Source organism: Anatilimnocola floriformis, assembly GCF_024256385.1.
Taxonomy (GTDB): Bacteria; Planctomycetota; Planctomycetia; order Pirellulales; family Pirellulaceae; genus Anatilimnocola; species Anatilimnocola floriformis.
On sequence record NZ_JAMLFW010000001.1, the window covers coordinates 6,137,927 to 6,164,878 of the forward strand.

Here is a 26,952-nt window from a genome sequence, read left to right on the forward strand (position 1 = left end):
ACCCAAACCCATGTTCAAAAGTACGTTCGCGCTCTGGAATCGCTTCTTCGGTCGCAAAGCAAAAGAGCGCCGCACGGCAGCTTTGAAATCGCGCGCCGCGCGCCGTCGCCGGTCGTTCTTGGAAGGTCTGGAAAGCCGGTCGATGTTGGCGACACTGTCCGACGGCGGTTCCAGCACACTCACGATTTCGTTGGCAATGAATGAGAGCCTGGGAATCACTTCCGCTGGTTCGAGTTACAACTTCAGCAGCAGCAATCTGACGTTTTCTAACGGCGGCGTGACGAATCCGAGTGCTTTTACCGGGTTGGGGAGCAATGCGCTTTCACTCGTAGATCTTGCTCAATACTCGGCCGTAAGCATTGTCGATGCTGGCGGGTTCTCTTCGGTTGTGTTCAACAACAGTGGTGCAAATGCCTATTCAGACAACTTCAGCATTGTTCTGGATGACATGGGGGCGAATCCGGTTACGTTCAACGGGGCAACTACTTTCACCGCGAACAACGACCTGAGCGTAACTGCTGGGGCCATTTATCAGCACCAACCTATTAGCTTGTCAGGCACTGGCAGTCTCGCATTGAGGGCGACAGCCAGCGTTGTTTTGAGTTCGGCAACTTCCGACATCACCACCGCAGACGGGAGCGTATTGATTGCGGCAGACACGGATGCCAATGGCAGTGGCGTGTTGACCACGAATAGTGTCGGTAGTGCGATCACTACCAATGGTGGCAATATCTCGATCTCGGCCGCCGATGTGACTTTGCAGGGAACGATCTCGTCGGGTACTGGGAGCACCACTTTCACTCCCTCGCGAGTGGGCGCGGAGGTGAATGTTGGAGCAGTTACGAATCGTTTTCAATATGTTGCTGCGCCAACGGACGCGATCAACGCGGGGTACCAAGCCGTTGCGCTTGGCGGGCATCTCGCGACCATTCGTTCGGCAGCCGAGCATGCGGCTGCACAAGCGGTAATTACGGCCGCCAACCCAGGCAACCCCGTCGCCTGGCTGGGAGCTTCTGACATCGTCACTGAAGGCCAATGGGTATGGACCTCAGGGCCAGAAGCAGGGATTCAATTCTGGCAAGGCGGGATTGGCGGAAGCGCGGTGAACGGAGAGTTTCAGGCGTGGAGTGTCGGAAGTGAGCCGAGCGACTTGAGCGGGGATGAAGACTTCCTGCAGTCTTGGTTCGGTAATTCCTGGAACGATGCAAGTCAGGCTGCTGTACCGCGACCTTACCTCGTCGAGTTCTCGACATTCAACCTGTCCGATGCCGAGCTCGATAGCGTAACCGCAGGCGCCGTGCAGATTGGCAATGCCAACAGCGGCTTGATTACGGTTAGTGCAGTTATTTCTCCCGCGAATTACTCGACGTTGGTGCTGGGCAATAACACAACCTTTAGCAGCACCGGTGGGCTGGAACTCGATGTCAGTTCGGCGACGGTCTATGAAAAAGTGCAAGTGGCCGGCAATGTGACGATCAATGCCGCCAGCACGCTCACCGTCAACTCCACTTACAACGCGGTGACGGCGGATACGTTCACGCTGCTCGAAAATACTTCGGCGGGAACAACGAGCGGCACGTTCGCAGGTAAGTCGGAAGGCAGCCTCGTATCGGTAGGGACTACTTCTAAACGACTAACTTATGTGGGCGGCTCGGGCAGCAACGATGTGGTGCTGCAAAGCAATACGAATCCCACGATCAGCGACATCGTTAATCAATCGACGAACGAAGACACGCCGATCAATAACATTACCTTCACGATTGGCGATGCGGAGACGCTCGCGAGTGCACTCACACTCTCCGTTTCGTCGACCGACACGACGCTGTTCCCTGTCGGCAGCATTACCTTCGGTGGCAGCGGTGCGAATCGCACGATCAGCCTTGCACCAGCGACCAATCAAAATGGTTCGGCTACCATCACCGTGACCGTGCAAGATGGTCAAGGCGGCTCGGCCAGCGACACCTTCATGGTGATTGTCAACGCCGTGAACGATCCGCCCACGATCAGCGACATCGTCAATCAATCGACGAACGAAGACACGCCGCTTAACAACATTCCCTTCACCATCGGCGATGTCGATACTCCCGTCGCTTCGTTGTCCTTGTCTGTTTCGTCGAGCAATACGACGCTGTTCCCTGTCGGCAGCATTACCTTTGGTGGCAGCGGCGCGAGTCGTACGATTAGCCTTTCGCCGGCGGCCAATCAGTTTGGTACGTCGACCATCACGGTCACCGTGAACGATGGCGCAGGCGGCTCGAACAGCGACACGTTCGTCTTAACGGTCAACCCTGTGAACCGCAGTATGACTGCCGTGCTCAGTGGCGGGAATTTGACGATTACTGATGCGGACGTAGGGGGTAAGGCGAACAATTTGTCGGTGAGCACTACTGGGACGGACCTGGTAATCAGTGAAAGCTTCGAAAAGTTTCTGTCGGCGCCAGCGGGTGGCACGCTGAGCAACGGCGGCAAGACGCTGACCATTCCGCTGTCGGCGATCACGGCGGGGGTGACGTTCAACACCGGCGGCGGCGATGACACGCTGACCGTCAATCTCGGCAGTGGAGATGCCATTCCGGACGCGCTGGCAGGTGAAGGAGCCATCACCTTCAACGGCGGCGCTGCAGGGCACGACACGCTGGTGATCACCGGCGGCGCGCAAGGCACTGTTACCTACAACTACACCAATGCCAACGATGGCAACGTTGTGATGAGCAACTTCGGCACGGTGACTTATACCGGACTCGAGCCGATCTCGAATACGGGAACGGCGACGGATGTGATTTTTAATCTGCCAGCCGGCGGTGTGACTGCGATTTTGGAAGACGACGGCATTGTTGGGAACGGCATCTCTCGGTTGCGGTCGAATCCGGTTGCCTTTGAAACGACAGACTTTGCGGCGCCGCTGGGAACCGTGACCATCAATGGTGGTAGCGGCAGCGATACCATCACGGCGACGGCGGTCGATTCGCTGTTCCGGTCATCCATTTCGATTGACGGCGGCGGCGGGACCGACACGATCAATCAAGGTGCGGCGCTGACCCTGACGGGCGGCAGCGGCGGAGTCATTTACGCCGGCACCTACTCCTCGACCAATCGCATCGCCAAGGTCAACACCGACGGCACGGGGCTGAACTCGAGCTTCTATGCGATGAATACCGTCATCGCGGTCGCGGTCGATAACGTGCGGGGCAAGCTCTATTACGCCTCGCATACCGACGGGAAGCTCGGCGTGATGAACCTGGACGGGACCGGCGCCAATGACAACTTCGTCACGGGACTTCCCGGTCCGATCGGTCTCGAAGTCAATCCGATCAATGGCGACATCTATGTTGCGAATGCCGGCGCGGGCATCTATCGCGTCAGCACCGGCGGCGGCGTAACGCCCCTCGGGGTTGGCTCTGGCGCCTATGACCTCGACATTGATGTTGCCAATAACAAGCTCTACTACTGCACATACAATTCCGGCATTATCGGGCGCGCGGACCTCGACGGCAGCAACAACAATCCGGGGTGGCTCGACACAGGAGTGGTCGGCCGCGTGGACGGCATCGGGCTCGATCTGGTCAACCAGCGCATCTACTGGGCAGCGTACCAGACCGGCACCATCGGTCGTGCCGACCTCACTGGCAACAACATCGACAACGGCTTTATTTCCGCACCTGGCGCCACGGATGTCGAAGTCGATGCAATCGGCAACGCCCTCTACTTCTCGCGATATTCGGGCGGTGCGATCAGCAAGGCGGATCTCGACGGCACCAACGTCAACCTCTCGTTCGCGGCAATCCAAGGCTGGGGCATCGACCTTGCCAGCAATTCCCTGCTCTCACTGGCCGCCGAAACGGTCAATGTCACCGGCACCAGCACCAGCACCCAGGCGACGATTACAGCCGACGATGTGGCCATCTCAGGCGCGGCGTCGATAACGACTGCGGACAAGACGACCATCAAACCGCAAACGGCCAGCCGGCCGATCAATCTCGGCACGGAAACCGGCGGTTCGCTGAGCTTGACCGATGCGGAGCTCGACAAGATCACCGCGAGCACGATTCAAATCGGCGATGCGGCTAGCGGCGCGATCACGGTTAGCGCTGCGATTACGTCGAATACGAACTTGTCACTGACCAGCGGTGCTGGAGGCATGGCCTGGACGGCTGGTTCGCTCGGCACGACGGGCGCTGCGATAAGCTTGAATACTCCGGGGCCGATCGGCACGAGCAGCAATCGCTTTGCGTTCGGCGATAACGCGAATATCGCGCAACAAGTCGTCAACATTGGGGCTGCGACACAACCCAGCAGCGTTTATCTCGATGGTATCGGCAGCCTGACTCTCGGCAGCATCGCGGGCGGCACGAGCAACGCGACGATCGATGTGACGGCACGGACCAACCTTGTCGTCGCGGCGAATTCGACGATCAACAGCGGCACGAGTTCCAACAGCCTCGGCGCAGACCTCACGTCGGCAAACACCGGCGATAACGGCACGGGCACACTGACGGTGAACGCAGGCGCGAATATCTATGGCGCGACGATCAATGTGCGCGGCGCGGATGTCGATGTCGCGAGCACGGCGAATGTGGGCAGTTCCACCGGTTCACCGCTGCTGAGCACGTTTGCCAGCAGTTTGAGCACGCCGTATCACGTGGCCTTCGACACGAGCGGCAATCTTTACATTGCCAATTCCGGGTCGACCACGATCACCAAGGTCACCCCGGCAGGCGTGGCCAGCACGTTTGCGACTGGCTTGAACAGCCCAGCCGGTTTGGCGTTTGACACTAGCGGCAACCTGTTTGTTTCGAATCAAAACATTGGCACGATCAGCAAGATCTCGCCGGCTGGTGTGGTGAGCCCGTTCGCCAGTGGTATGAGCGGGATTGTTACCGGAATGGCGTTTGATGCCAGCGGCAATCTGTATGCTTCGAGCCTCAACGGCAATCTCGTCTATAAGATCACGTCGGGTGGTTCCGTCAGCACTTTTGTGACGGGCCTGAACAAACCCAACGGCCTGGCCTTTGACACCAGTGGCAATCTGGTCATTGCCAACCAGGGAACAAACTCGATTCTGAAAGTAACCTCCGGCGCGGTAGTAAGCACGTTTGCTTCCGGCGGCGGTATGAATGCTCCCACGGGCCTGGCCTATGACAGCAGCGGGAATTTATTTGTCACCAACTGGGGTAATAACCTCGGCACGACTCTGAGCAAAATTACTTCGGGCGGTGTGGTGAGCACCCACATTACTGGTCTAGGTTCGCCGGTCGGTTTGGCGATTGGTCCGGACGGCAGTTTCTACATCAGCAGTTACAACGGCACGACCGTTACGAAGGCAGTGCCAGTTGCGGCTACCACGCAGTTGACGGTCCGCTCGTCGCAGTCCTCGCGACCGATGAGCCTGGGTGGCACAAACGCGGCGGTCTCCGGCATCAATCTGACCGACGCCGAGCTCGCGCGGATGGTGACCGCTTCGAGCGGTACGGTGACGATTGGTGATTCGACGCAGACGGGCGATATCACCTTCACCACAGCAACGGTAGCGACCACAGCAGCCGCCACGACGACAGTAATTCAATCGAGCAGTGGCGCAGGGAAAGTGGTGCTCGATAACGGCGCGGGGAGTGGTGTTTCGCTCGCTGGGAACACGGGGAATGTGACCATCACCGCGGGAACCGGCGGTATCGTGGAAGCCGCGACGAACACAACGGCTGCGAATGACATTGCGGGAGCGGTGAATCTGTCGCTGACCAGCGGCGGGGCGATTGGTACGAGCGCAAAGGCGCTTCAGATCAACGCCTCGAATTTCAATGCCAATACGTCGGCGAACAATAGCAACCAGTTCTATCGCGCGAATGCCACGATCGACGCCACGGGTTTGAATGCCGGAACTGGCACGATTGAGTTGCAATCCGGCACGTTCTCGCTGGGTGGCAGCAACCGGGTCAACGACAGCACGAAGGTGAACGTGAATGGCGGCACGTTCTTGATCAATGCCTTTAACGAAACCATCGATACCCTCACGCTCACCAGTGGCAATGTGAGTGGTTCGACGGGTGTGCTGACGAGCACGAACACGATTCAGACGCAGGCCGGTTCGGTTTCGGCGATTTTGGCCGGCGCGAATGGATTGACGCAGTCGACGAGTGGTAGCACGACGTTGTCGGGAGCGAATACGTACTCCGGCGCGACGACGATTAGCGGCGGCACGCTGTCGGTGAGTGGCTCGCTGAATGATACGACCGATGTGAGCGTGGCCAGCGGCGCGACGTATGTCGTCGGCGCGAGTGACACCATCGACGGTTTGACCGGCGCGGGCAATGTCACGCTCAATGCGTCGGTGACGCTCGGCGGCAATAACGACGCGACACCGAGCTTCAGCGGTGTCATGAGCGGGGCTGGCGGCTTGACGAAGATTGGCAGCGGCGTGCAAACGTTGACGGCCAATCAGACGTTTGCGGGCAGCCTGTTTGTGAGCGCCGGCACGTTGATTGCCAATGGTTCGCTGTCGAGCACGACGGCGGTGACCGTACAGAGCGGCGGTACGTTTGGCGGTTCGCCGACGATCACCAACACGGCGTTGACCACATTGTCGGTTGGTACCGGCTCGATCGCGCCCGGCAATGTGAATGCCGTTGGCACAATGACGGTTTCGCGCTCGCCGGTTGCTCAAGTGGCCATCAGCCTGGCCGGCGCTACGAGCGTGGTGAATATTCAGATCGCCAGCGCGAGCAGCTATGACAAGATCGTCGCGACTGGCGCGGTGTCGCTCGGCGGCGCGACGCTCAATCTGTCGACGATCAGCTACACACCTGTGGCTGGCGATCAGTATGTGTTCCTGACCAAGGATGCCAGCGGCGACATCAGCGGTAATTTTGTTGCGGGCACGGGAAGCACGCTGACGGCGGGCACGGCTTTGACCGAAGGGACGGTTATCAGCACCAATTTCCTCGGCAGTGGTTTGCCGGCGGTGATGACTTACAAGGGTGGCGATGGCAACGATGCGGCCATTCTCATCGGCAACACCACGGTGTCGCTGGCGGGCAATGTGCTGACCATTGCCGATGCGGCGGCTAAGGCCGACGACATTCGGCTGAAGAAAGTGACGATTGCCACCGTCGATTTCCTCGAAATCTACGATCCGAACGGCTATCCCGCTGGGGCTGGTTTCACGCAGGTCGATGCTCACACCGTGCGTGTGCCGTGGGCGAACTTCACCAGCATTCAGGTGAACACGCTGGCCGGCAACGACAAGCTGACGCTCGACTTCAGCGGCGTGGGGAGCCCGATTCCATCGGCTGGCGTGAACTACGCCGGCGGTGCGCAAACGAGCACGCCCGGCGATTCGTTGGCCCTTGTCGGCGGCAGCACGACCACGGTCACGCACAACTTTACCAACGAAAACGACGGCAGCGTGACGCTGGCCGGCGCGTTGGCGGGGACGATCACTTACACGGGCCTCGAACCGATCACCGATAACGTCGGCGCTGTGAATCGCATCTTCAATTTCACCAGCGCGAGCGCCGAAACGATCACCGTCACCACGTCAGCCGTGGTCGGCTTCGATAACCGCATCGACTCAAACATCGGCGGCGAATCGGTCGACTTCACCAACCCGACGGGCAGCCTGGAAATCAACACCACGGCTGGCACCGGCGCTGGTAACGACACGGTCACGCTCACGTCGATCTCGAGCGCCTACCGCGCTGCCACGACGATCACGACGGACGCTGGCGATAATGTGAATGTGAATACAGCGCTGGCCTTGGGTTCGGCGACTTCGACTGGCAACTTCACTGTCGCTGCTGCGAATTTGACTACGCTCGGCGCTTCGATCAGCACCGATGCGGGAACGAACGCAGGAACTATCAACATTAATAGCCCGACGCGGCTGAGCGCGAGCGTCACTCTCGATACCGATTCCAGCGGCACTGATGGCGGAATCACTTTGGGCGGTTTGGTGAGTGGATCGGCCAGCGATGCGCAGTCCCTCACGATGGTTGCGGGTGGCGGCAATGTGAGCGTGAGCTCGTTTGAATCTGCTTCCGCGAATCGCTTGCTCGGCTGGACCGTGAGCAGCGCGAACAACGTGTCTTCGGGCGGAGTAACTACCGGTTCCAGTGGCGTGAACATTACCGGCGCGGGTACTGCATCGTTCTCGGCGAGCCTGCAAACAATCAATGCTGGTCTCATCGCGATCAATTCACCGGCGATCAGCGTAACCAACAATTTGACGACCTCGGGCGCTGGCCATATCACGTTCACTCACTCGGGCGCGTTGACGGTCGGTGGAAATGTGGCTCTCGGTGCCAGCGCTACGCTGACCGACAACAACACTGGCACTGGCACGATCAGCGGCGTGATTTCTGGAGGTTTGGCCGCATCGTCGTTGGCGAAAAATGGCGCAGGTACGCTGACGCTGACGGGGACGAACACTTACAGCGGTGTGACGAACGTTAACGCGGGCGCCCTAACCATTCAGAACATCACCGCACTTGGCGCTACGAGTGCAGGAACGGTTGTTGCGAGCGGAGCTGCTCTGCAGCTTCAAGGCGGAGTTTCGTTTGCCGCGGAGCCATTGCAGATCGCAGGTGATGGCGTCAGCTCTGCCAATGGTGCGTTGCGCAATATCGGTGGGTCGAACACCTGGAACGGCGACATTGCACTAGTGTATGCGTCTGGTTTTTCGCGAATTGGGGTGACGGCAGGGAGTTTGGTCGTTGCGGGAAACATCAATACTTCGGGTACGTCCACCGACCGCCTCGTAGTTCAAATTGCCGATACGCTAAGCGCAACAATTTCGGGTGTGATCTCTGGAAATGCCGGCTTGACCAAGAGCGCCACTGGAAATGGTGTGCTCACACTGACCGGCGCGAATAGCTACGGCGGGCTTACCACGGTGAGCAATGGCAGCGTAGTTGTGGGAAACAACACCGCCTTGGGAACTTCGGCCGCGGGTACGGTGCTGGGTGCTGCCGGCACTTGGATCCGATTGATGAATGGTGTCACGGTCACGGGCGAAGCCATCACGATTCAAGGTGATGGAGACGGCCTTGCGACGACTAGCGGCGCGCTGCAGGCGGATACGAACGCAACCGCGACCTGGACTGGGACTGTGACTCTGGGAACTGGTTCGCGAGTTGGTGCGCTCTCTGGCGGCACGCTCAACATCAGTGGAGTCATTCAGGACGGAGCAGGGACGAGCCTGCTCGTCTCGGGGCAGAACGGCACGGGCAAAGTGGTTCTATCGGGAGCAAACACGTACTCTGGTGCTACCAATATTGTTCGAGGCGTACTTGCAATCGGCGCGAATAATTCTCTGCCAGTCGGCACGACGCTAGATGTTGATTTTTCGAGTGCGGCAGAAACGGCGCAATTCGATCTCAACGGGTTTAATCAGACAGTTGCAGCATTGCAGCGCTCGGGTTCTGGAAATGGCGCTGGTGGAAGCAGCGTCACCAATTCCAGTGGTACTGCTGGAACTTTGACGGTCAATCAAACCGCTACGACTACCTACGACGGCGTCATCTCTGCCGCATCGCTCAGTCTCACGAAGTCGAACACGGGCACGCTGACGCTGGCAGCCTCGAATACGTACACCGGGGCCACCACTATCAACGGCGGCACGTTGTCCGTAACTGGGTTGCTGTCCAATTCCACGGACGTGAGCGTTGCCAGCGGCGCGACCTATAACGTTGCGGCCAGCGATACCATCGATGGCCTGTCCGGCGCTGGAAACGTCACTCTGGGGACAAACACGCTGACGGTGGGCGGCAACAACGAAGCATCGACGACCTTCAGCGGCACCATTAGCGGCACTGGGGGCTTCGCGAAGGTCGGCACTGGCACGCAAATTCTCAGTGGAACGAGTGACTATACCGGTGCTACTACCATCAGCGCTGGAGTGTTGAGTGTCAGCACGTTGGCGAATGGTGGGGTCGTTAGCAGCATTGGCGCGTCATCCAATGCTGCTACGAGCTTGGTGCTCAACGGCGGTACGTTGCGCTACACTGGGCCAGCAACTTCGACTGATCACGCTATTGATATCACGAACGGTGATGGGTCCAGCGCGCTTGATGCCTCCGGCACCGGCTTGCTTACCTGGAATGGCGGCGTTTCGGGGGCGCATTCTTTGACGCTCACTGGCACCACGACCGGTAACTTTGCAGGCGTGATCAACTCCACCGGCGGTAATGTCAACAAGACGGGCACTGGTGTTTGGACTTTGAGTGGTGCGAACACCCACACGGTCCCGACAGTGATCAGTGCAGGAACAGTGATCGTTACGAATGCGCTCGGTTTGGGAACGACCGCCGGGAGCACGACTGTTGCGAGTGGTTCAACTCTCGATGTGCGGGCCGCGATTGTCGGCGAAGCGATTACTTCCCTGGCGGGCACCGGAGACGGCGGCAATGGCGCGCTAATTACCGGTTCTGGAACAGGCAGCATGAGTGGCGCTATAACGCTCACCGGCAATGCTTCGATTGGTGGCGCGGGTGCGTTGACCATTAGTGGAGGGATTAGTGGTGCGACGTTTGGCGTGACCAAGATCGGAGCGGGGACGACCGTGCTATCGGGCACGAGCACTTATACGGGAGTCACGAGCATTACCGCTGGTGTGCTGAGTATTAGCAGCCTGGGGAGTGGTGGTTCGAACAGTAATATCGGCTCCGCTTCGAGTGCCGCGACGAACCTGGTGATCGACGGTGGCACGCTGCGTTATACGGGAGCCACGGCGACTTCCGATCGCTCCTTCAGCGTGGGTGGCGCGGGTGGCACGATTGATTTCTCGGGCACGGGCCCGCTGAATTTCTCTAGCACCAACGCGATGGGCTTTAATGGTTCGACGGCAGCGCGCACGCTGACGTTGACGGGCACCAACACCGGTGTGAATACGATCGCAGCAACGATTAATGACAACACGGGCATCACGTCGCTAGTGAAGAATGGCGTGGGGACGGTCAGCCTCACCGGGACCAGCAGTTATAGCGGGCCGACGACGGTGAACGCGGGCATTCTTGCCCTCAATGGCATTGTTTCCAGCAATGTGACGGTGAATAGCAGCGGCACACTCTGGGGCAGTGGCACGGTCAACGGGAATGTGACCGGCGCGGGTACGTTCTCGCCGGGGAATAGCCCGGGGACGATGACGATTGTCGGGAACTTCACGCCGAGTGGCACGGTGAACTTTGAAGTGAATAGCCCGTGGACTACGCCGGGGACGGATTTTGATCGGTACAACGTGACCGGCAATGTGAATCTGTCGGGGGCGACGCTGACGTTTACGAACGCTGTGAATGCCACGGCGCCGACGCCGCTGCAGGTGTTGACGCTGATCAATAACGACGGGACGGCTGACCTGACCACGATCACGGGGACGACGCCCGCGGATGGGACGATCGTCACGATCGGGACTCGGCAGTTCAAGCTGAACTACAACGGTGGCGATGGGAACGACGTGGTGCTGACCGAGGCCAGCACGCCGACGGTGGTGTATGTCGAAGACACGGCTTGGAACTCGCTGACCAGCGGCACGGCGATCGCCGATGCTGATTTCGGCACATCGGCAGCCGAGCCGGCCATTTATGGTGTGAACGCGTTCAATACGATCGCCGCGGCCCTCACGGCGGTGACGACCGGCGGCACGGTGATTGTCAACGGCGGTACTTACGCCGAGACCGTGGTCTCGAGCGGCACGAAGACGATCAAGGTGACTGGTCTCAATACTGCGCAGGCCGTCATCGTGAACTCGGTGGCGACCGTGGCTGGGCAGAACCTGACCATTGACGGTTCGTCGACGCTGACGATTGGCGACGCGACGAGCACGACGATTGCGGGCGTGATCGGCGGCAGCGGTTCGCTGATCAAGCAAGGGACCGGCACGCTGACGTTGTCGGGAGCGAATACTTATACCGGCGCGACGACCATTAGCGGCGGTGTGCTGAGTGCGAACAGTCTGGCCAATGGTGGTGTGGCGAGCAGCATCGGGCAGTCGACGAATGTGGCCGCGAACCTGGTGCTCGATGGGGGCACGCTGCAATACACGGGCGCGGCGGCCTCGACCGATCGGTTGTTTACGCTGACGGCTGCGGGGGGTGGGCTCGATTCGTCGGGAACTGGCAATCTGACGTTCAGCAATACCGGAGCGGCGGCCTTCACGGGTTCGGGTGCGCGGACGTTGACGCTGACGGGCAACTATCAAGGCGTGATTGCCACATCGGGCGATGTGACGGTTACAGCGCTCAATCGCATCTTGCCGATCATTGGCAATGGCAGCGGCGGCAATGTGAGCGTGCAGAAGACAGGCACCGGCGTGTGGTTGCTCGGTGGCAGCAGTACCTATGCAGGTACGACTAATATTTTGGCCGGCCAGTTGGGAATCACGGCTTCGGCGGCGATGGGTACGAGCGCGGTGAGTGTGACGGCGGGCGCTCAGTTGGCGTTCTCGGCCAGCGGTTTGAATGTTGCCAACAACATCGCGCTGAATGGTTTGACGACTTTCAACTTCTCGGGCCGGAGCCTGGCCGGTGCGCTGAACGGCGGCAATATCAGCGGCACCGTGACTAACACGTTGTCGGGTCAATTGACGCTGAATGCGACGAGCAATATCAGCACCGACTGGAGCGACAAGACGTTGACGGTCTCGGGCAAGGTTACCGGACCGGGCGGCTTGCAACTCGATCTGCTGCAGGCCACCAACGGAGTGCCGAACCTGACGCTCACCAATGCGACGAACGACTACAGCGGCGGCACGATTCTCAACTCGGGCATTCTGCGCTTTAGCGCCGATGGCCACCTGGGGGCGACGACCGGCAGCGTGACGTTCAACGGCGGTCAGTTGACCGATACGGCGACGACCGGTGTGGTGACGATGACGCGACCGATTGTGGTGAGCAGCGGCGGCGGCACGATCACGACCAGCGGCACGGGGGCTGCTGGTTCGCTGGTGTTGAGTGCAGCCAATCAAATTTCGGGGAGCGGTGCGCTCTCGAAGTCGGGCGGCAGCGATTTGCAGATCATGCAGGACAATGCCTTTGCGGGCGTGTGGAACGCGGTGTCGGGCAACCTGGTGGTTTCGTCTGCCAATGCGTTGGGAACGACCGCCGGCGCGACAAATGTGACCGGCTCGCTGGTTTTGAACAGCGGCAGTTCGATCACGGTGGCCGAGAACATCACGCTTGCGAATAACACCGGCGATTCGCTGGTGAACGCCGCGGGCGCGAACACGGTGAACGGAGTGCTCACCGTGCCCTTCAGCAACAATGTGGGTTTCCGCTCCGACGCCGGCACTCTAAATATCAACAGCAACCTGGCCCTGCCGGCATCGGCGATCTCGGTGAGCGGCGCGGGTAATACGGTCATCAATGGCCAGATTACAGGGGGCGGCAGCAGCGTCAGTTATCCGACCACGGTGAGCGGCACGGCCGACCTGCAGGATTACTGGCGGTTTAATGAAACCTCGGGCACGACGGTGGCCTCGACGGGCGCTGGCGCGCACACCGGCACGTTGATTGGCGCCCCGACGCTGGCGGCAGCTTCGCAGAATGCGCAGCTCGGAACGGCGATTCAGTTCAACGGCACGAGCCAATACATCACGACTGCTGCTGCCAACACGATGGGGCTCAATGGCAGCTTTACGGCGATGGCTTGGGTGAACCCGAACAATCTGTCGGGCGATCGCACGATCTTTGGGATCGATGCAGCGGCCAACAACATCGCGTTGCATCTGATCATTCGCAACGGCAAACCCCACATGGGTTTCTACAGCAACGATACGGCTGGCAACACGACGCTGAACACGGGGACCTGGTATCAACTCGTGTGGCGATTTGATGCGAGCACCGGCACGCAGTCACTGTTTGTCAACGGCGTGCTCGATGCTACCTCCGGTGGACACGCGGCCTTTGCCGGCACGGGTGTGGTCAACATTGGCCGGTGGAACAGTGGCAGCTACTTCAGCGGTTCGATCGACGAGCCAGCCATTTTCACTCGGGCGCTGTCGGATGCAGAGATCCTGGGCATCGCGACGGCTGGCTTGCCGACATCGGTCACCAAGTCGGGCACCGGCACGCTGACGCTGGCTGGAAACAATACCTACAGCGGCAACACCACGATTAATGCCGGCACGGTGCAGGTGGGTGCTGCGAGCACCACGGGCACTCTGGGGCAGGGCTCGGTCGTGAACAACGGCACGCTGACGTTCAATCGCAGCAATGCCATGACGGTGGCGAATACGATCAGCGGCACGGGCGTGATCAATCAGATCGGCGCCGGCGTTACGACGCTCAGCGGCACGGCGAGCGCCTCTGGCGGCACGAATGTCACGGCTGGCACGTTGTCGGTGAATGGCACACTGACCAGCAATGTGGTGGTGACCACGCCCGGCACGTTGTGGGGCAATGGCACGATCACGGGCAATGTCTCGGGCAACGGCACGTTCTCGCCAGGGAATAGCCCGGGGACGATGACGATTGTGGGGAACTTCACGCCGAGCGGCACGGTCAACTTTGAGGTGAATAGCCCGTGGACCACGCCGGGGACCGATTTCGATCGGTACAACGTGACCGGCACGGTGAGCCTGGCCGGCGCGACGGTGACGTTTACGAATGTGACCGATGCGACTGCGCCGACGGCGCTGCAGATGCTGACGCTGATCAATAACGACGGCACGGCCGATGCCACGACGGCGGCTGCTTCGCCTGCCAATGGCGCGACGGTGACGATCGGCGCGCGGCAGTTCCGGCTGTTCTACAACGGCAATGATGGCAACGACGTAGTGCTGGTTGACGCCAGCCAACCGACCGTGGTGTACGTCGAGGATACGACCTGGAACTCGCTGAGCACCGGCACGGTGATCGCCGATGCCGACTTCGGCACGACGGCGAGCGAGCCGGCGATCTATGGCGTGAATGCGTTCAACAACATCACTGCGGCGCTGGCTGCGGTGACAACCGGCGGCACGGTGATTGTCAACGGCGGTACGTACGCCGAAGCCGTGGTTTCGAGCGGCACGAAGACGATCAAGGTGACCGGTCTCAATACCGCGCAGGCCGTCATCATTAACTCGCTGGCGACCGCGGCTGGTCAGGGCGTGACCATCGATGGCTCGTCGACGTTGACGATTGGCGATGCGACTAGCACGACGATCGCCGGCGTGATCAGCGGCAGCGGTTCGCTGATCAAGCAAGGCACCGGCACGGTAACGGTGACCGGCGCGAATACTTACACGGGCTCGACGACGATCAACGGCGGTGTGCTGTCGATCACGAATGCGGCCAGCACGGGCACGGCGGGACCGGTGAATATCAACAGCACCGGTGTGTTCGAGATCAACAACATCACGCACGACCGGCCGATCAATTTGAACACCGGCGGCACGCTGCGGGGCATCGGCGCGAGCGCGGTGGAAAACGGCACGGTGACGGTGGCCAACGCGGGAGTGACGATCGGCACGGGTGCCACGAGCACCGATGTGCTGACACTGGGGAATGCTGCGAATGACTTGACGGGCGGCGGCACGTCGGCGGTGATCAGCGTGACCGGTGCGGGCGTGGTCGTTCAATCGCAGAGCAGCAATCTGACCGCGGGGACGAAGTGGAATATCGACGGCGGCAAGCTGAGCATCAATGCTGAAGCGAATTTGGGAACCGCCCCTGCTGCCGCGGATGCTTCGCACATCACGCTGCTCAATGCAGGAACGCTGCGCTTCACAGCAGGCGTGGGAACATCTGCAGCTCCGACCAGCGTGAATCGCGGTTTGACGCTCGGTGTCGGTGGCGGCGTGGTCGAAACCACCAGCGGCGGCACGTTCTTCGGCGGACCGATCGTCGGTGGCACGGGGCTCACCAAGGCGGGGACTTCCGATTTCATCTTGCGCAGCGCTGGCACGCAGACCATCGGCACGCTCACGCTCAATGCGGGCCGATTCTTCTTCGGCAACGCCGGCGTCAGCACGCTGAATGCAGGACAACTCGGCACGTCCCTAGTCGTTATCAACAACGGCGCGACGTTGACGGCTGAGCATACGGCGGCTGACTTCACCGTCACCAACGACATCACGATCAACAGTGGCGGCACTCTCGCTGCACGGCGGATCGGTACGACGACCTTCAGCGGTCTGATGACACTGCCGACAACCGGTACGGCGATATTCAATCTCGACGATCAGCCGACTGGCACGATTGCGGCGACGAACGCCAGCAATGCGGATGTTCTGACCGGCGGTTTGACTGTTCAAGTGGGAACCAACAATGCGACGGTTGGCACGGTCATTCTGAACCATGCGATCAGCGGCAGCTTTGGTCTGACGAAGGCCGGTACTGGAACGCTCGTCCTTACAGGCGCTAATAGCTACACAACCACCGACATCAACGCGAGCACAGTGCAAATCGGCAATGCAGGAACAACGGGAACGCTCGGTAGCGGTACGGTTACGATTATTGCCGGCGGTACACTGGCGTTTAACCGCAGCGACAATATCACGGTCCCGAATCTGATCACCCGCAGCGCCGTTGGAGTAACCAGCTCGCTCAATCACATGTCGAGTGCCTCGGTCACGTTGAGCAACGCCAACAACACGATTGGCCGGTTGGCCTTCGCGGCAAACGGCACGCTCGATGTGCTGGCCAACACGATTGTGATTGGTAGCGACGGCGGCAACTTGATTCAGTCGAACGGTGGCAATGCCATTCTCAACGGCACGGGCGGCGGCAAGATCAGCTTAGGCTCGAACAATGGCGACATCGGCGCTGCCAGCGGTCGCCTGCTGACGATCAATGCGATCATTCAGAATGGCACGGGCAGTGCGATCGACATTTTCAATTCTGGCGGTGGTACGGTCGTGTTCGCAGGCGCGAATACCTACAACGGTGTCACTAATATTCAGAATGGTATTCTTAGCGTCGGCTCGCTCAATAATGTGGCAGGTGGAACGGCAGCGAGCAATTTGGGGGCACCCAATAGTGTCGTGAACGGCACGATTAACATTGGTGGCAGCGCTACTTCTACGTTGCGGTACACAGGTACCGGCGAAACCACTGACCGTGTGATCAACCTGGCGGGTACAACCCCAGGAGCGAACATCGAACAAGCTGGCACTGGCTTGCTCCGCTTTACGAGCAATCTCACTGCGACTGGTGCTGGAACTAAGACGCTGACGCTGCTCGGTTCAACCTTGGGCACGGGTGAAATTGCCGGCGCGATCGTCAACAACAGCGCCACGAACCTGACGCATGTGATTAAGTCGGGAACAGGCACTTGGACGCTGAGCAACAACACCAGCAGCTACACCGGCATTACGAACGTGAGCGCGGGCGTGTTGCGCACGACTGCAGCGAATGCTTTGGGTTCTGTGACCGGTGGAACGTCGGTTGCGTCTGGCGCGACGCTGGAACTGAACGGAAACTACACGCTGGCGGCCGAGCCAATTGCGATTGCCGGTGATGGCGTTCGCGGCGCGGGCGCGATTTATGCCACCGGAAATGTCACGCTGCCAGGTCGCCTTGGTCTCGAAGCGGCGACGACACTGGGAGCAACGACCGGAAATACGCTGACGGTTAGCGGATCCATTAACAAGGACGCGAATGCCAGTCTCACGTTTGCCGGTGCTGGCAACTTCAATGTGAGCAGCGCGATTGGAACCGTGGCGACCGACTATACGTTGAGCGCGTTGACGGGCCGGATCTTCAGCGCAGTGAGCTTGGCTCCCAATACCGTCGCCGGGATCAATAGCTTGACGGGTGCGACGCCGCCGGCCAGCTTGCAGTCGACCAAGACGTTGACGGGTGCTCTGAGCTTCGCGAACGACGCCGCCATGGATGCCTTCTTCGGCACCAACCAGGCCGCTGCGCCGTTTACCAGCAGTCAGTACACGGCAGTGTTCTATGGCACGCTGACGGTCACTACCGCGGGGCGTTACACCTTTGCGGCTACCAACAACGATGACAACTCCACGGTTTGGGTCGACTTGAATCGCGATGGCGATTTCGATACCGGAGAAGCCGTCCAGACCGTCGGCATCAATAACACCGCCACGGGTTTTGCCGATCTGACGGCTGGTACTTACCTGATTGCCTACAGCAACGAAGACACGGGTGTCGGCGGCAACATCATCGGTCGGCTGCAAGGTCCAGTTGGAGTTAACCAGAACAACGGCACGCTGCTGCCAGTTGCCAATCCCTCGGCGACAACCACGGGCACTAATCCGGTCATCATGAATGGGTTTGGTGTAGCGACATTGACTGCCGCGAATACCTATGACGGCGTGACGACGGTCAATAACGGTACGCTGCTGCTATCGGGTGCGACCGCAACACTGGGGTCGAATGCGGCGGGCACGAATGTCGAAGTTGGTGGCACGTTAGCCGTGCAGGGTGGCGTAACGATCACCGGTGAGCCTCTGCGTTTGGACGGCATTGGTGCGGCGGGTCAAACGGGGGCCTTGGCAAATCTGAGCGGCAACAATTTGATTGACACGACCAGCCCGATCACAGCACGGCCGGTCAGCTTGGGTGAAATGCGGCTGGGATCGGCGGCAGGGACGTTGACGATTAACAGCGCGGTCAATCTCAATTCCTCCAAGCTCTCGGTCGATGGCGCTGGTGATATCACTGTCAATGGTGTGATCTCGGGCGCAGGAGCGACTGTGGGCAGTCCGCTGTCTGGTGTCACCTCGACGGGTGTATTTACAAATGTGACGGAAGCAAATCGTTACACGCTGGCTGTCGAAAACAACAACCTGCCTACGGCTGTCAACGGCGCGCTTGCATTTCCCTACACGGCGACAAATGTCGCATCGATTGGCGCCTACGATCGCGTGGGCTACTACATGGAACTGACTGGCGGCGGGGCGCCGAGTGGAGCGGCTTGGGTGTTCGTCTCGATGGACCCCTTCACCACCAACATCAATCAGGTAGGAATCCCCAACGGTCCGACGCTGTGGTTCTTCCAGCAGAACGTCAGCAATATGAACGTTGCTGCTTCGGCTGGCTCGGGCATTATCACGGGAACCGCGATCGGCACGGGCAATATCGAAATTTGGCCGAATAGCTACAGCAATCCCAATGCTCTGGGCGTTCCGAATGCCAGCGACCCGCTTTACGACTTTGGCGACACGATGACGGGCGCGCCGACTCCAGCACTTGGCTACGGTTCATTCCAGATTCACAATTATGACTTGGACGGCATTGGTACTGGGACAACTGGCCAAACATTGTTGGCATACAACGATTGGCGGGGATCGACCGAAGCCGGCATTGGTAATCGTTCGACTTCGAACCCCGACTGGACGTTTGCAGACAATATCGCCACGTATACCGTTAAGCGGCTGGCCGTGTTGGTTCGCGAAACGAACCCTTCCTTCCGACAGACTGATAACAGCCTGGTGAAGACCGGCGCTGGCAGGCTCACTCTAGCCGGCGCGAACACCTACAACGGCACCACGACGGTGAGCGCTGGGACGGTACTCGCCACGAATGCTGCCGCGCTAGGTGCGAATACGGCAGGGACGAGCGTTGCCAGTGGCGCTACGCTCGACGTGCGAGCGAACATTGGGACCGAAGCGATCACTTCGCTGGCAGGAACTGGCGTTGGCGGCAATGGTGCATTGGTCACCGCTGCGGGCAGCGGCACGGTTGGCGGGGCAGTCACGCTGACGGCTGATGCTTCGATTGGTGGCGCGGGAGCGCTGACGATTAGCGGAGCGATCGGCGGCGCCTTTGCGGTGACGAAGGTGGGCGCTGGAACGACCGTGCTGAGCGGTGTGAACACTTACACCGGCGTGACGACCGTGAGCGGCGGCACGTTGCTGGTCGACGGCTCGCTGGCGAATGGCGCTGCAGCGGTCGACGTGGTGGTGCAGACTGGCACGACCCTGGGCGGCATTGGTTCGATCGCGGGCGCGGTGACGGTTAATTCTGGTGGTGTGATCAATGCGGGTTCGCCGGTGACGGGGACGGAGTCGCTGGCCACGGGCGCGCTGGTGGTGAGCAGCGGCGCGACGTTTACGCCGACGATCAATGGGACAACGGCGGTGACGCAGTACGATCAGGTGCTGGTGACTGGCCTGGTGACGTTGACTGGTTCGACGCTGACGCTGCAAGGTTCGTATGTGCCGAATTCGGGTGTGCCAGAGTCGTTTGTCATCATCGACAACGATGGCACGGCCGATGCGGTGGTTGGCACGTTTGCGGGTTTGCCGGAAGGTTCGCCGGTCGTGCCGAACTTCAATGGTCAAACGCTGTTCATCAGCTATGCCGGTGGCGATGGCAACGATGTGGTGCTGTACAGCCAGCCGACCGTGAATGGCACGGCGGGGGCGGATTCGCTCGTGCTGCGTTGGAAGGACGCGGCGACGAATGAATACAGCTTGAATGGAGCGGCGTTTGTAGCGGTGACGAATACGCTACCGTTTACGTTCAACGGTTTGGGTGGCACTGACCTGATGTGGGTCGATACGACGGCAGGGGATCCGATTGCCACGGGCAATACGTTCTTCAATGGCGAGTATCTGCGGGTGCAGCACAATACGGGCGGCGACACGGCGACCTATGTGCCGACCGGTGTGGGGACGGGCAAGGTGTCGGTCTCGGCGTATGGCGATATTGTTTTCACTGGCACAACGAATGTGGACTTTGTGAACCTCACGTCGGTCACCGTGCAGACGCCGAACGTGAACGATTCGCTGACGATTGCCGACGGCACGACGGCAGCCAATGGCGCGCCGCTGTTTGCTGGCTACGACGGCACTGCCGTTGCGAATCTGGCGGTGAGCACTCCGGGTGCGATTGTCGGCTTGCGGAACATCACCAATTCGACAATTGATACGGTAACCGGCGGCACGAATGGCAATGATACGATTGCCATCACCAGCGGCACGGGTGCACACGGGAACACAAATCTGACGATCTCGACGGGAACTGGAACGGACACCGTGACCGTGAGCGGTGCGCTGACGGTGGCTGGCAACATCAACATCAGCTCACAAAACATCGCAGTGAACGCGACGCTGACGGGTGGCGCGACGAGCACCGTCACGCTGAATGCGGGTACGGGCGCGATCACCACGAGCGGTACGGGCATCGACATCGTCGCGCAGGATCTGAACGCGACGGCGACGACGGGTATCGACCTGGATACGACGGTGCTGAACATCACGGCATCGAACACCGGCACGGGTGCGATCAACATCGATGAAACGAATGGCGCGAACGTGGTGAGCGTGAGCACGGTGACTGGCAGCGCGACGGTCACTTCGACGACCGGCAACCTGAACGTCACCACGGTCTCGGCGAGCACGAGCGTGACGCTGACTGCCACGGCAGGAAGCATTACAGATGCAAATGCCGCGACGAACAATATCACGGCGTCTTCGCTGTCGGCGACGGCGGCGACGGGCATCGATCTCGATACGACGATCACCACGCTGACCAGCGCGAACGTGACTGGCATTGGCGCGATCGATATCAATGATCTGGCCGGCGGCCTGGTGGTAACGAGCGCGACCACGGCAGATGGCTTGATTACGCTGAACGCGACGAGTGGCGATCTGACGCTGACGACAGTGACTGCTGGCGGCACGGGCCGGAATATCGTGGCCACGACGACCACGAGCGGCAACATCTTGGTCGATAACGTGACGGCGGCTGGTGACAACATTCAGCTGACATCGGTCGGCAATATCACGGAATCGGGCGCCGACGCTGGTGCTGATCTGACGAGCGCGACGGCAACGCTGACGGCGGTGACCGGCATTGGCGCGGTGGGTGCGGCGATTGAAGTTGACTTCACTACGCTCACGATCGCGGCGGTTTCGGGCACGGGCATCATCAACCTAGCCGATACGGCGGGTGGCTTGGTGGTGACGAGCGCGACGACGAACAATGGTTCGATCACGCTGAGCGCCACGGGTGGCAACCTGAGCCTGACGAGCGTGACGGCGGGCGGCACCGGCGCTGATGTGACGGCGAGCACGTTGACGAGCGGCAACATCGTGGTGACCACGATTGATGCTACCGGCGATGTGGTCACGCTGAATTCGGTGGGGAACATCTCGGATGCGAATGCCGCGGCGAACAACATCACGGCTGCTTCGCTGACGGCGACGGCAGTGACGGGCATCGACCTGGATACGACGATCACCACGCTGACCAGCGCGAACGTGACGGGAACCGGTTCGATCGACATCAACGATCTGGCCGGCGGCTTGGTGGTGACGAGCGCGACCACGGCGGATGGCTTGATCACGTTGAATGCGACCGGCGGCGATTTGACGCTAACGACCGTGACTGCCGGCGGCACGGGCCGGAATATCGTGGCCACGACGACCACGAGCGGCAATGTGCTGGTCGATAACGTGACGGCGGCAGGTGACAACATTCAAATCACCTCGGTCGGCAACATCACGGAGTCGGGCGCTGACGCTGGTGCTGATCTGACGAGTGCGACGGCGACATTGAGTGCAGTGACCGGCATCGGCGCAGTGGGCGCGGCCATTGAAGTGGACTTCACGACGCTCACGAGCGCTACGGTTTCAGGCACGGGCATCATCAATCTGGCCGATGTGGCCGGTGGCATGGTGGTGACTCTGGCGACGACGAACAACGGTTCGATCACGCTGAGCGCGACGGGTGGCGATCTGACGCTGACGAGCGTGACGGCGGGCGGCACGGGCGCGAATGTGACCGCGAGCACGCTGACGAGCGGCAATATTCTGGTGAATCTGGTCGACGCCACCGGCGATGCGATCACGCTGACCTCGGTGGGGAATATCAGCGAAACGGCGACCGACGCGGCAGTCGATTTGATCGCTGCGACGGCAACGCTGACGGCTGTTACCGGCATCGGCAGCGGCAATCCGCTCGAGACGACGCTGACCTCGCTGACGGCGACAAATGCGACTTCGGGCAACATCGAAATCGTCGAGACCGATGGCATTACGCTGACGGCGATCACGCAATCGACCGACAACGATGCCAACGACATCATCATCACCGCGGCGGGCACGATTGTGGTCGGCACGGTGACGGCAGGAGCCACCAGCGGCGATGTGACGCTGCTCACCACGGTCGGCTCGATTGTCGACGATGTAGCCGATGCGATTACCGATGTGACCGGCGATGTAGTGATCATGACGGCGGCCTCGGGTGTGGGCGAAGTGGGCGGCGGCGATTCGCTCGATACGAGTGCCAACTCGCTCGATGTGAGTGTGACGGCGGCTGGCTTGATCAATCTGAACGAAGCCAACGCGGTGACCCTGACCGATATCGACACCTTCAATGGTCCGATCACGATTGTGGCTGGCGGGACGATGACGGCGACCGATGTGGCATCGCTGACCAATAGCGATGCAAACGACATCACGCTGACGACGACCGCGGGCGGGATTGTGACGGGTGTGATCGTTGCCGGTACGGCTGGCGATGTGTTCATGACGGCGGCTAGTGCGATCACGGATAACAACGGCGCGACCCTGAATATCACGGCTGACGACATCGTGCTGATCGCTGGAACGGGCGCGGGCACGGCGGCCGATCCGCTTGAGACGATCTCGACGAATCTGGAAAGCGATGGTGGCACGGGTGGTGTGTTCGTCGCGAACAGCGGCGATCTGGTGATCGGCGGCATTCTGCCGGGCGTGGTGGGTTTGAGTGCGACCGGCGGCGATATTGTGGTCACTACCACGGGCTCGATCACCGTCACCGAGAACGTGACCGCGACCAATGCCGGGACCGATGTGACGCTGACGGCCATCGATGCCGTGGCGGCCGGTCAGAATCTGGTGGTGAACAGCGGCGTGACGATCAGCAGCGGTGCTGCGAGTGTGACGCTGAATGCTGGTGACAATGCGACGATCACGGGCAATGTGAGCAGCGGCACGATCACGACGATCAACGTCGACTTCGGCGATGCGGAGTCGGTCGCTGCCACGGCAACCGCTGGTGATGGCGGCACGTTGACGATCACGGGAGCGATCACCACGCCGAATACTGCGGCTGGCGGCGCGTACCTGAATGGCGCGAACGACTACGACACGTTCATCTTCAATCCGCAAACGACCACGGCGTTCTTTGTCGATGGTAAAGCGCCACCGGCTGGTACGGTGGGTGACGTGCTGCAGATGAATGTCAGCGGCACGAGCAATCCGAACCTCACGGTGCCGGGCGGGCCGACGATTTACAACGGCCAGTCTTATGGTGGCACGGGCTCGGGCGTGTGGACGTTTGATCCGAATCATCGCAACGTCTACTTCACGAGCATCGAAGATCCGCAGATCACCGGGCCGTATCACCTGACGTACGACAACTCGATCAGCCCGGTCGGCAACCTGGTGATCATGCTCGATGGCGCTGCCAGCCCGAACGAGAAGCTGCAGTTCCGCGATGGTTCGACTGGTGGCACGATTCTGTATCAAACCAATCTCACGCCGATTTTGTCGGTGCGAGTGCTCGGCGGTGTCGGCAACGATACGGTCACGGTCAACGATATCAACGGCCTGCCAAGCTTTGCGGGAGCGGTGCCGGCGATCACCGGCGTTGGCAATCATCCGTCGATCGGCGACAACGATGCCACGACCGCGCCGGAGTTCTTCTTCGATGCCGGCGCTGGCACGAACGTGCTGAACCTCGTGCTGAACCAAGCGAGCACGCAGCAGCAGTTCGCCTTCGGCAACGGTACGACGGCGGGTACGCTGGAAGCGGAAATTCAATCGACGAATGCCGTGACCGGTCTCAATGCTTACGTTCGCAACGTCGGCGAAGTAAATCGGACGGGCATCGGCGCGACGCCGGGTGGCTTGACGGTTTATGGCACCACGGGCGTCAACAACATCAGCATTGCCGATAACACTGCGGGCGAAACTCGCGTCGGTGGCGGCGCTGGCTGGACGTCGTTCGACTTCAGCGGCAACAACTACAACGCCTTGACGGTGAATCCGCTAGCCGGCAACGACCTGGTGGATCTCGTGAGCTTTGGTTCGGCCCAGACCAACAACTGGCCGATCGCGCTCAATGGCGATGCCGACAACGACACGATTCGCGTTCGTGATACGAGCGGCAACACCGGCGACATTCTGCTCAGCGGCAACGCCGGCAACGACACCATTCAGCTGTACGACGGCACGACAACGGCAGGCACGGTCGACAAGATCGCCGGCCATGTGATTGTCGACGGTACGGATGGCAACATCGGTGGCAACACCGACACGCTGACGATCATCGACAACAGCGATACGACGGCCGACACGGTGCTGATCTCGCCGAGCGGGACGCTGGGCGATTATGCGGTCGAAGGAATCAACGGCCTCGTCGGCAACGATGTGATTCTCCGCAACATCGACGTGCTGAATTACACCGGTACGCTGGGCAACGACACGATCGATGGCCAGTTCCGCAACACGGCCACGCAGCACGACCTGAACACGGTCAGCATCAGCGGCTGGACTGGCGCCGACCAGTTCCTGCTCTACACGACCGATCAGAATGGTGGCAGCGGCACTTATGCTCCGACGGGCGTGCCGAGCGGGGTGAATCAGATCAATCTGTACGGCGATGCGGTGGGCAATCCCAACGCCGGCGATGGCAACGACATCTTCGGCGAAACACCACCGGGAATCACTGGCACGGGCTTCATGGATGTGGGCTTGGCCGTGTCTGACACGGTGCGGATGATTCGCCCGAGCGGGACGACAGCGATTGCGATCGACGGCGGTCAGCCGACCGGTCCGCAGCCGCCGATGGGGGACATCCTCAATGGCGACAAGCTCAATCTCGATGTCTCGGCGCTGCCGAATACGAATCCCGTGATTGTCTCGACGTTCTCGCCGGGCACAGTGGTGGCGACGGGCATCGCGTCGACGACTTGGACGCAGATCGAAGACATGAACCTGGTCGATCAAGGTCGGCTGACGAACGTGCAGATGGGCGACCTGTATGCCCGCACCACGCCGCAGCAAGATCTCGTGCAGTTCGCCTTGAACGGGACTGCTGCGAATCCCTATCAGGTTCGCCTCCGCATCAATTCGACACTCGCGAACTTCAGCGCGAGCAACAAGACCATCATCTATGCCGGTGGCATGAATGACACGGTTACGCAAGCCAACCTGACGATTCCCGCCGAGTTCTACGGTGAAGACGGCGACGATAATCTCAGTGGCGCGACTGGCAACGATTGGCTCGTCGGTGGCGTGGGCAACGACCGCATCAACGGCGGCCGCGGCGACAATGTGATCTGGGGCGACAATGCACCAACGCTGCCAGGCGATCCGCAGCCGCAAGATGGCGCGGTTGGCGGCGACGATATTCTCAGCGGTCTCGAAGGCGCCGACGTCTTCTACGGCGGGGCTGGGAACGACGAGGTCTCGGCAGGCGGAGGCAACGATTACGTCAGCGGCGGTTTGGGCGATGACTTGCTCGACGGCTCGGACGGTGACGATCGGTTGTACGGCGGTGCCGGAAACGACACGCTCACAGGCGCGGTCGGCAACGATCTGCTCGTCGGCAATGCCGGCAACGATCAGCTGTACGGCGGCGTGGGGAACGATGTGTTGATTGGCGGCACGGGCAACGATTTGCTCGACGGCGGCAACGGCAACGACCTGCTGATCAGCGGCAGCGTCGACAATGAAGTTACCTCGCGCACCTCGCAAGCCACCGTGGGCAACTACAGCGCGGCGACTTATACGAACTCCAGCGACAACGATGCAGCCCTGCTGATGCTGCTCAATCAATGGGGTACATCGCATATCTCGTCCGCCGTGGGCGCGATTACGCACGACGGCGCGAACGACGATCTCTTCGGTGGTCTCGGCGACGACGACTTCTGCTGGGAATCGGCCGATGTCGCCGACAATCCGCCAGGCATCGCACCGCCAGACTACAACGCCTTTGCTCAAGGGGTCGATAAACGCTTCGGGCCGACGTCGTAATCATGCGGGCTGAGCTGACCGTGCGGAGTCTACTCCCCGCCGCATTG

The 26,952-nt window shown here is 60.4% G+C and carries 1 protein-coding gene; it reads left to right on the forward strand.

Annotated features, from left to right (window positions below; translation table 11 throughout):
• Nucleotides 1–10: 10 nt before the first annotated feature.
• Nucleotides 11–26,905 (forward strand): autotransporter-associated beta strand repeat-containing protein, encoded by a 26,895-nt coding sequence (locus M9Q49_RS24445; protein ID WP_254511687.1) that lies wholly within the window; start codon nt 11–13, stop codon nt 26,903–26,905.
• The last annotated feature ends 47 nt before the right edge of the window (nt 26,906–26,952 follow it).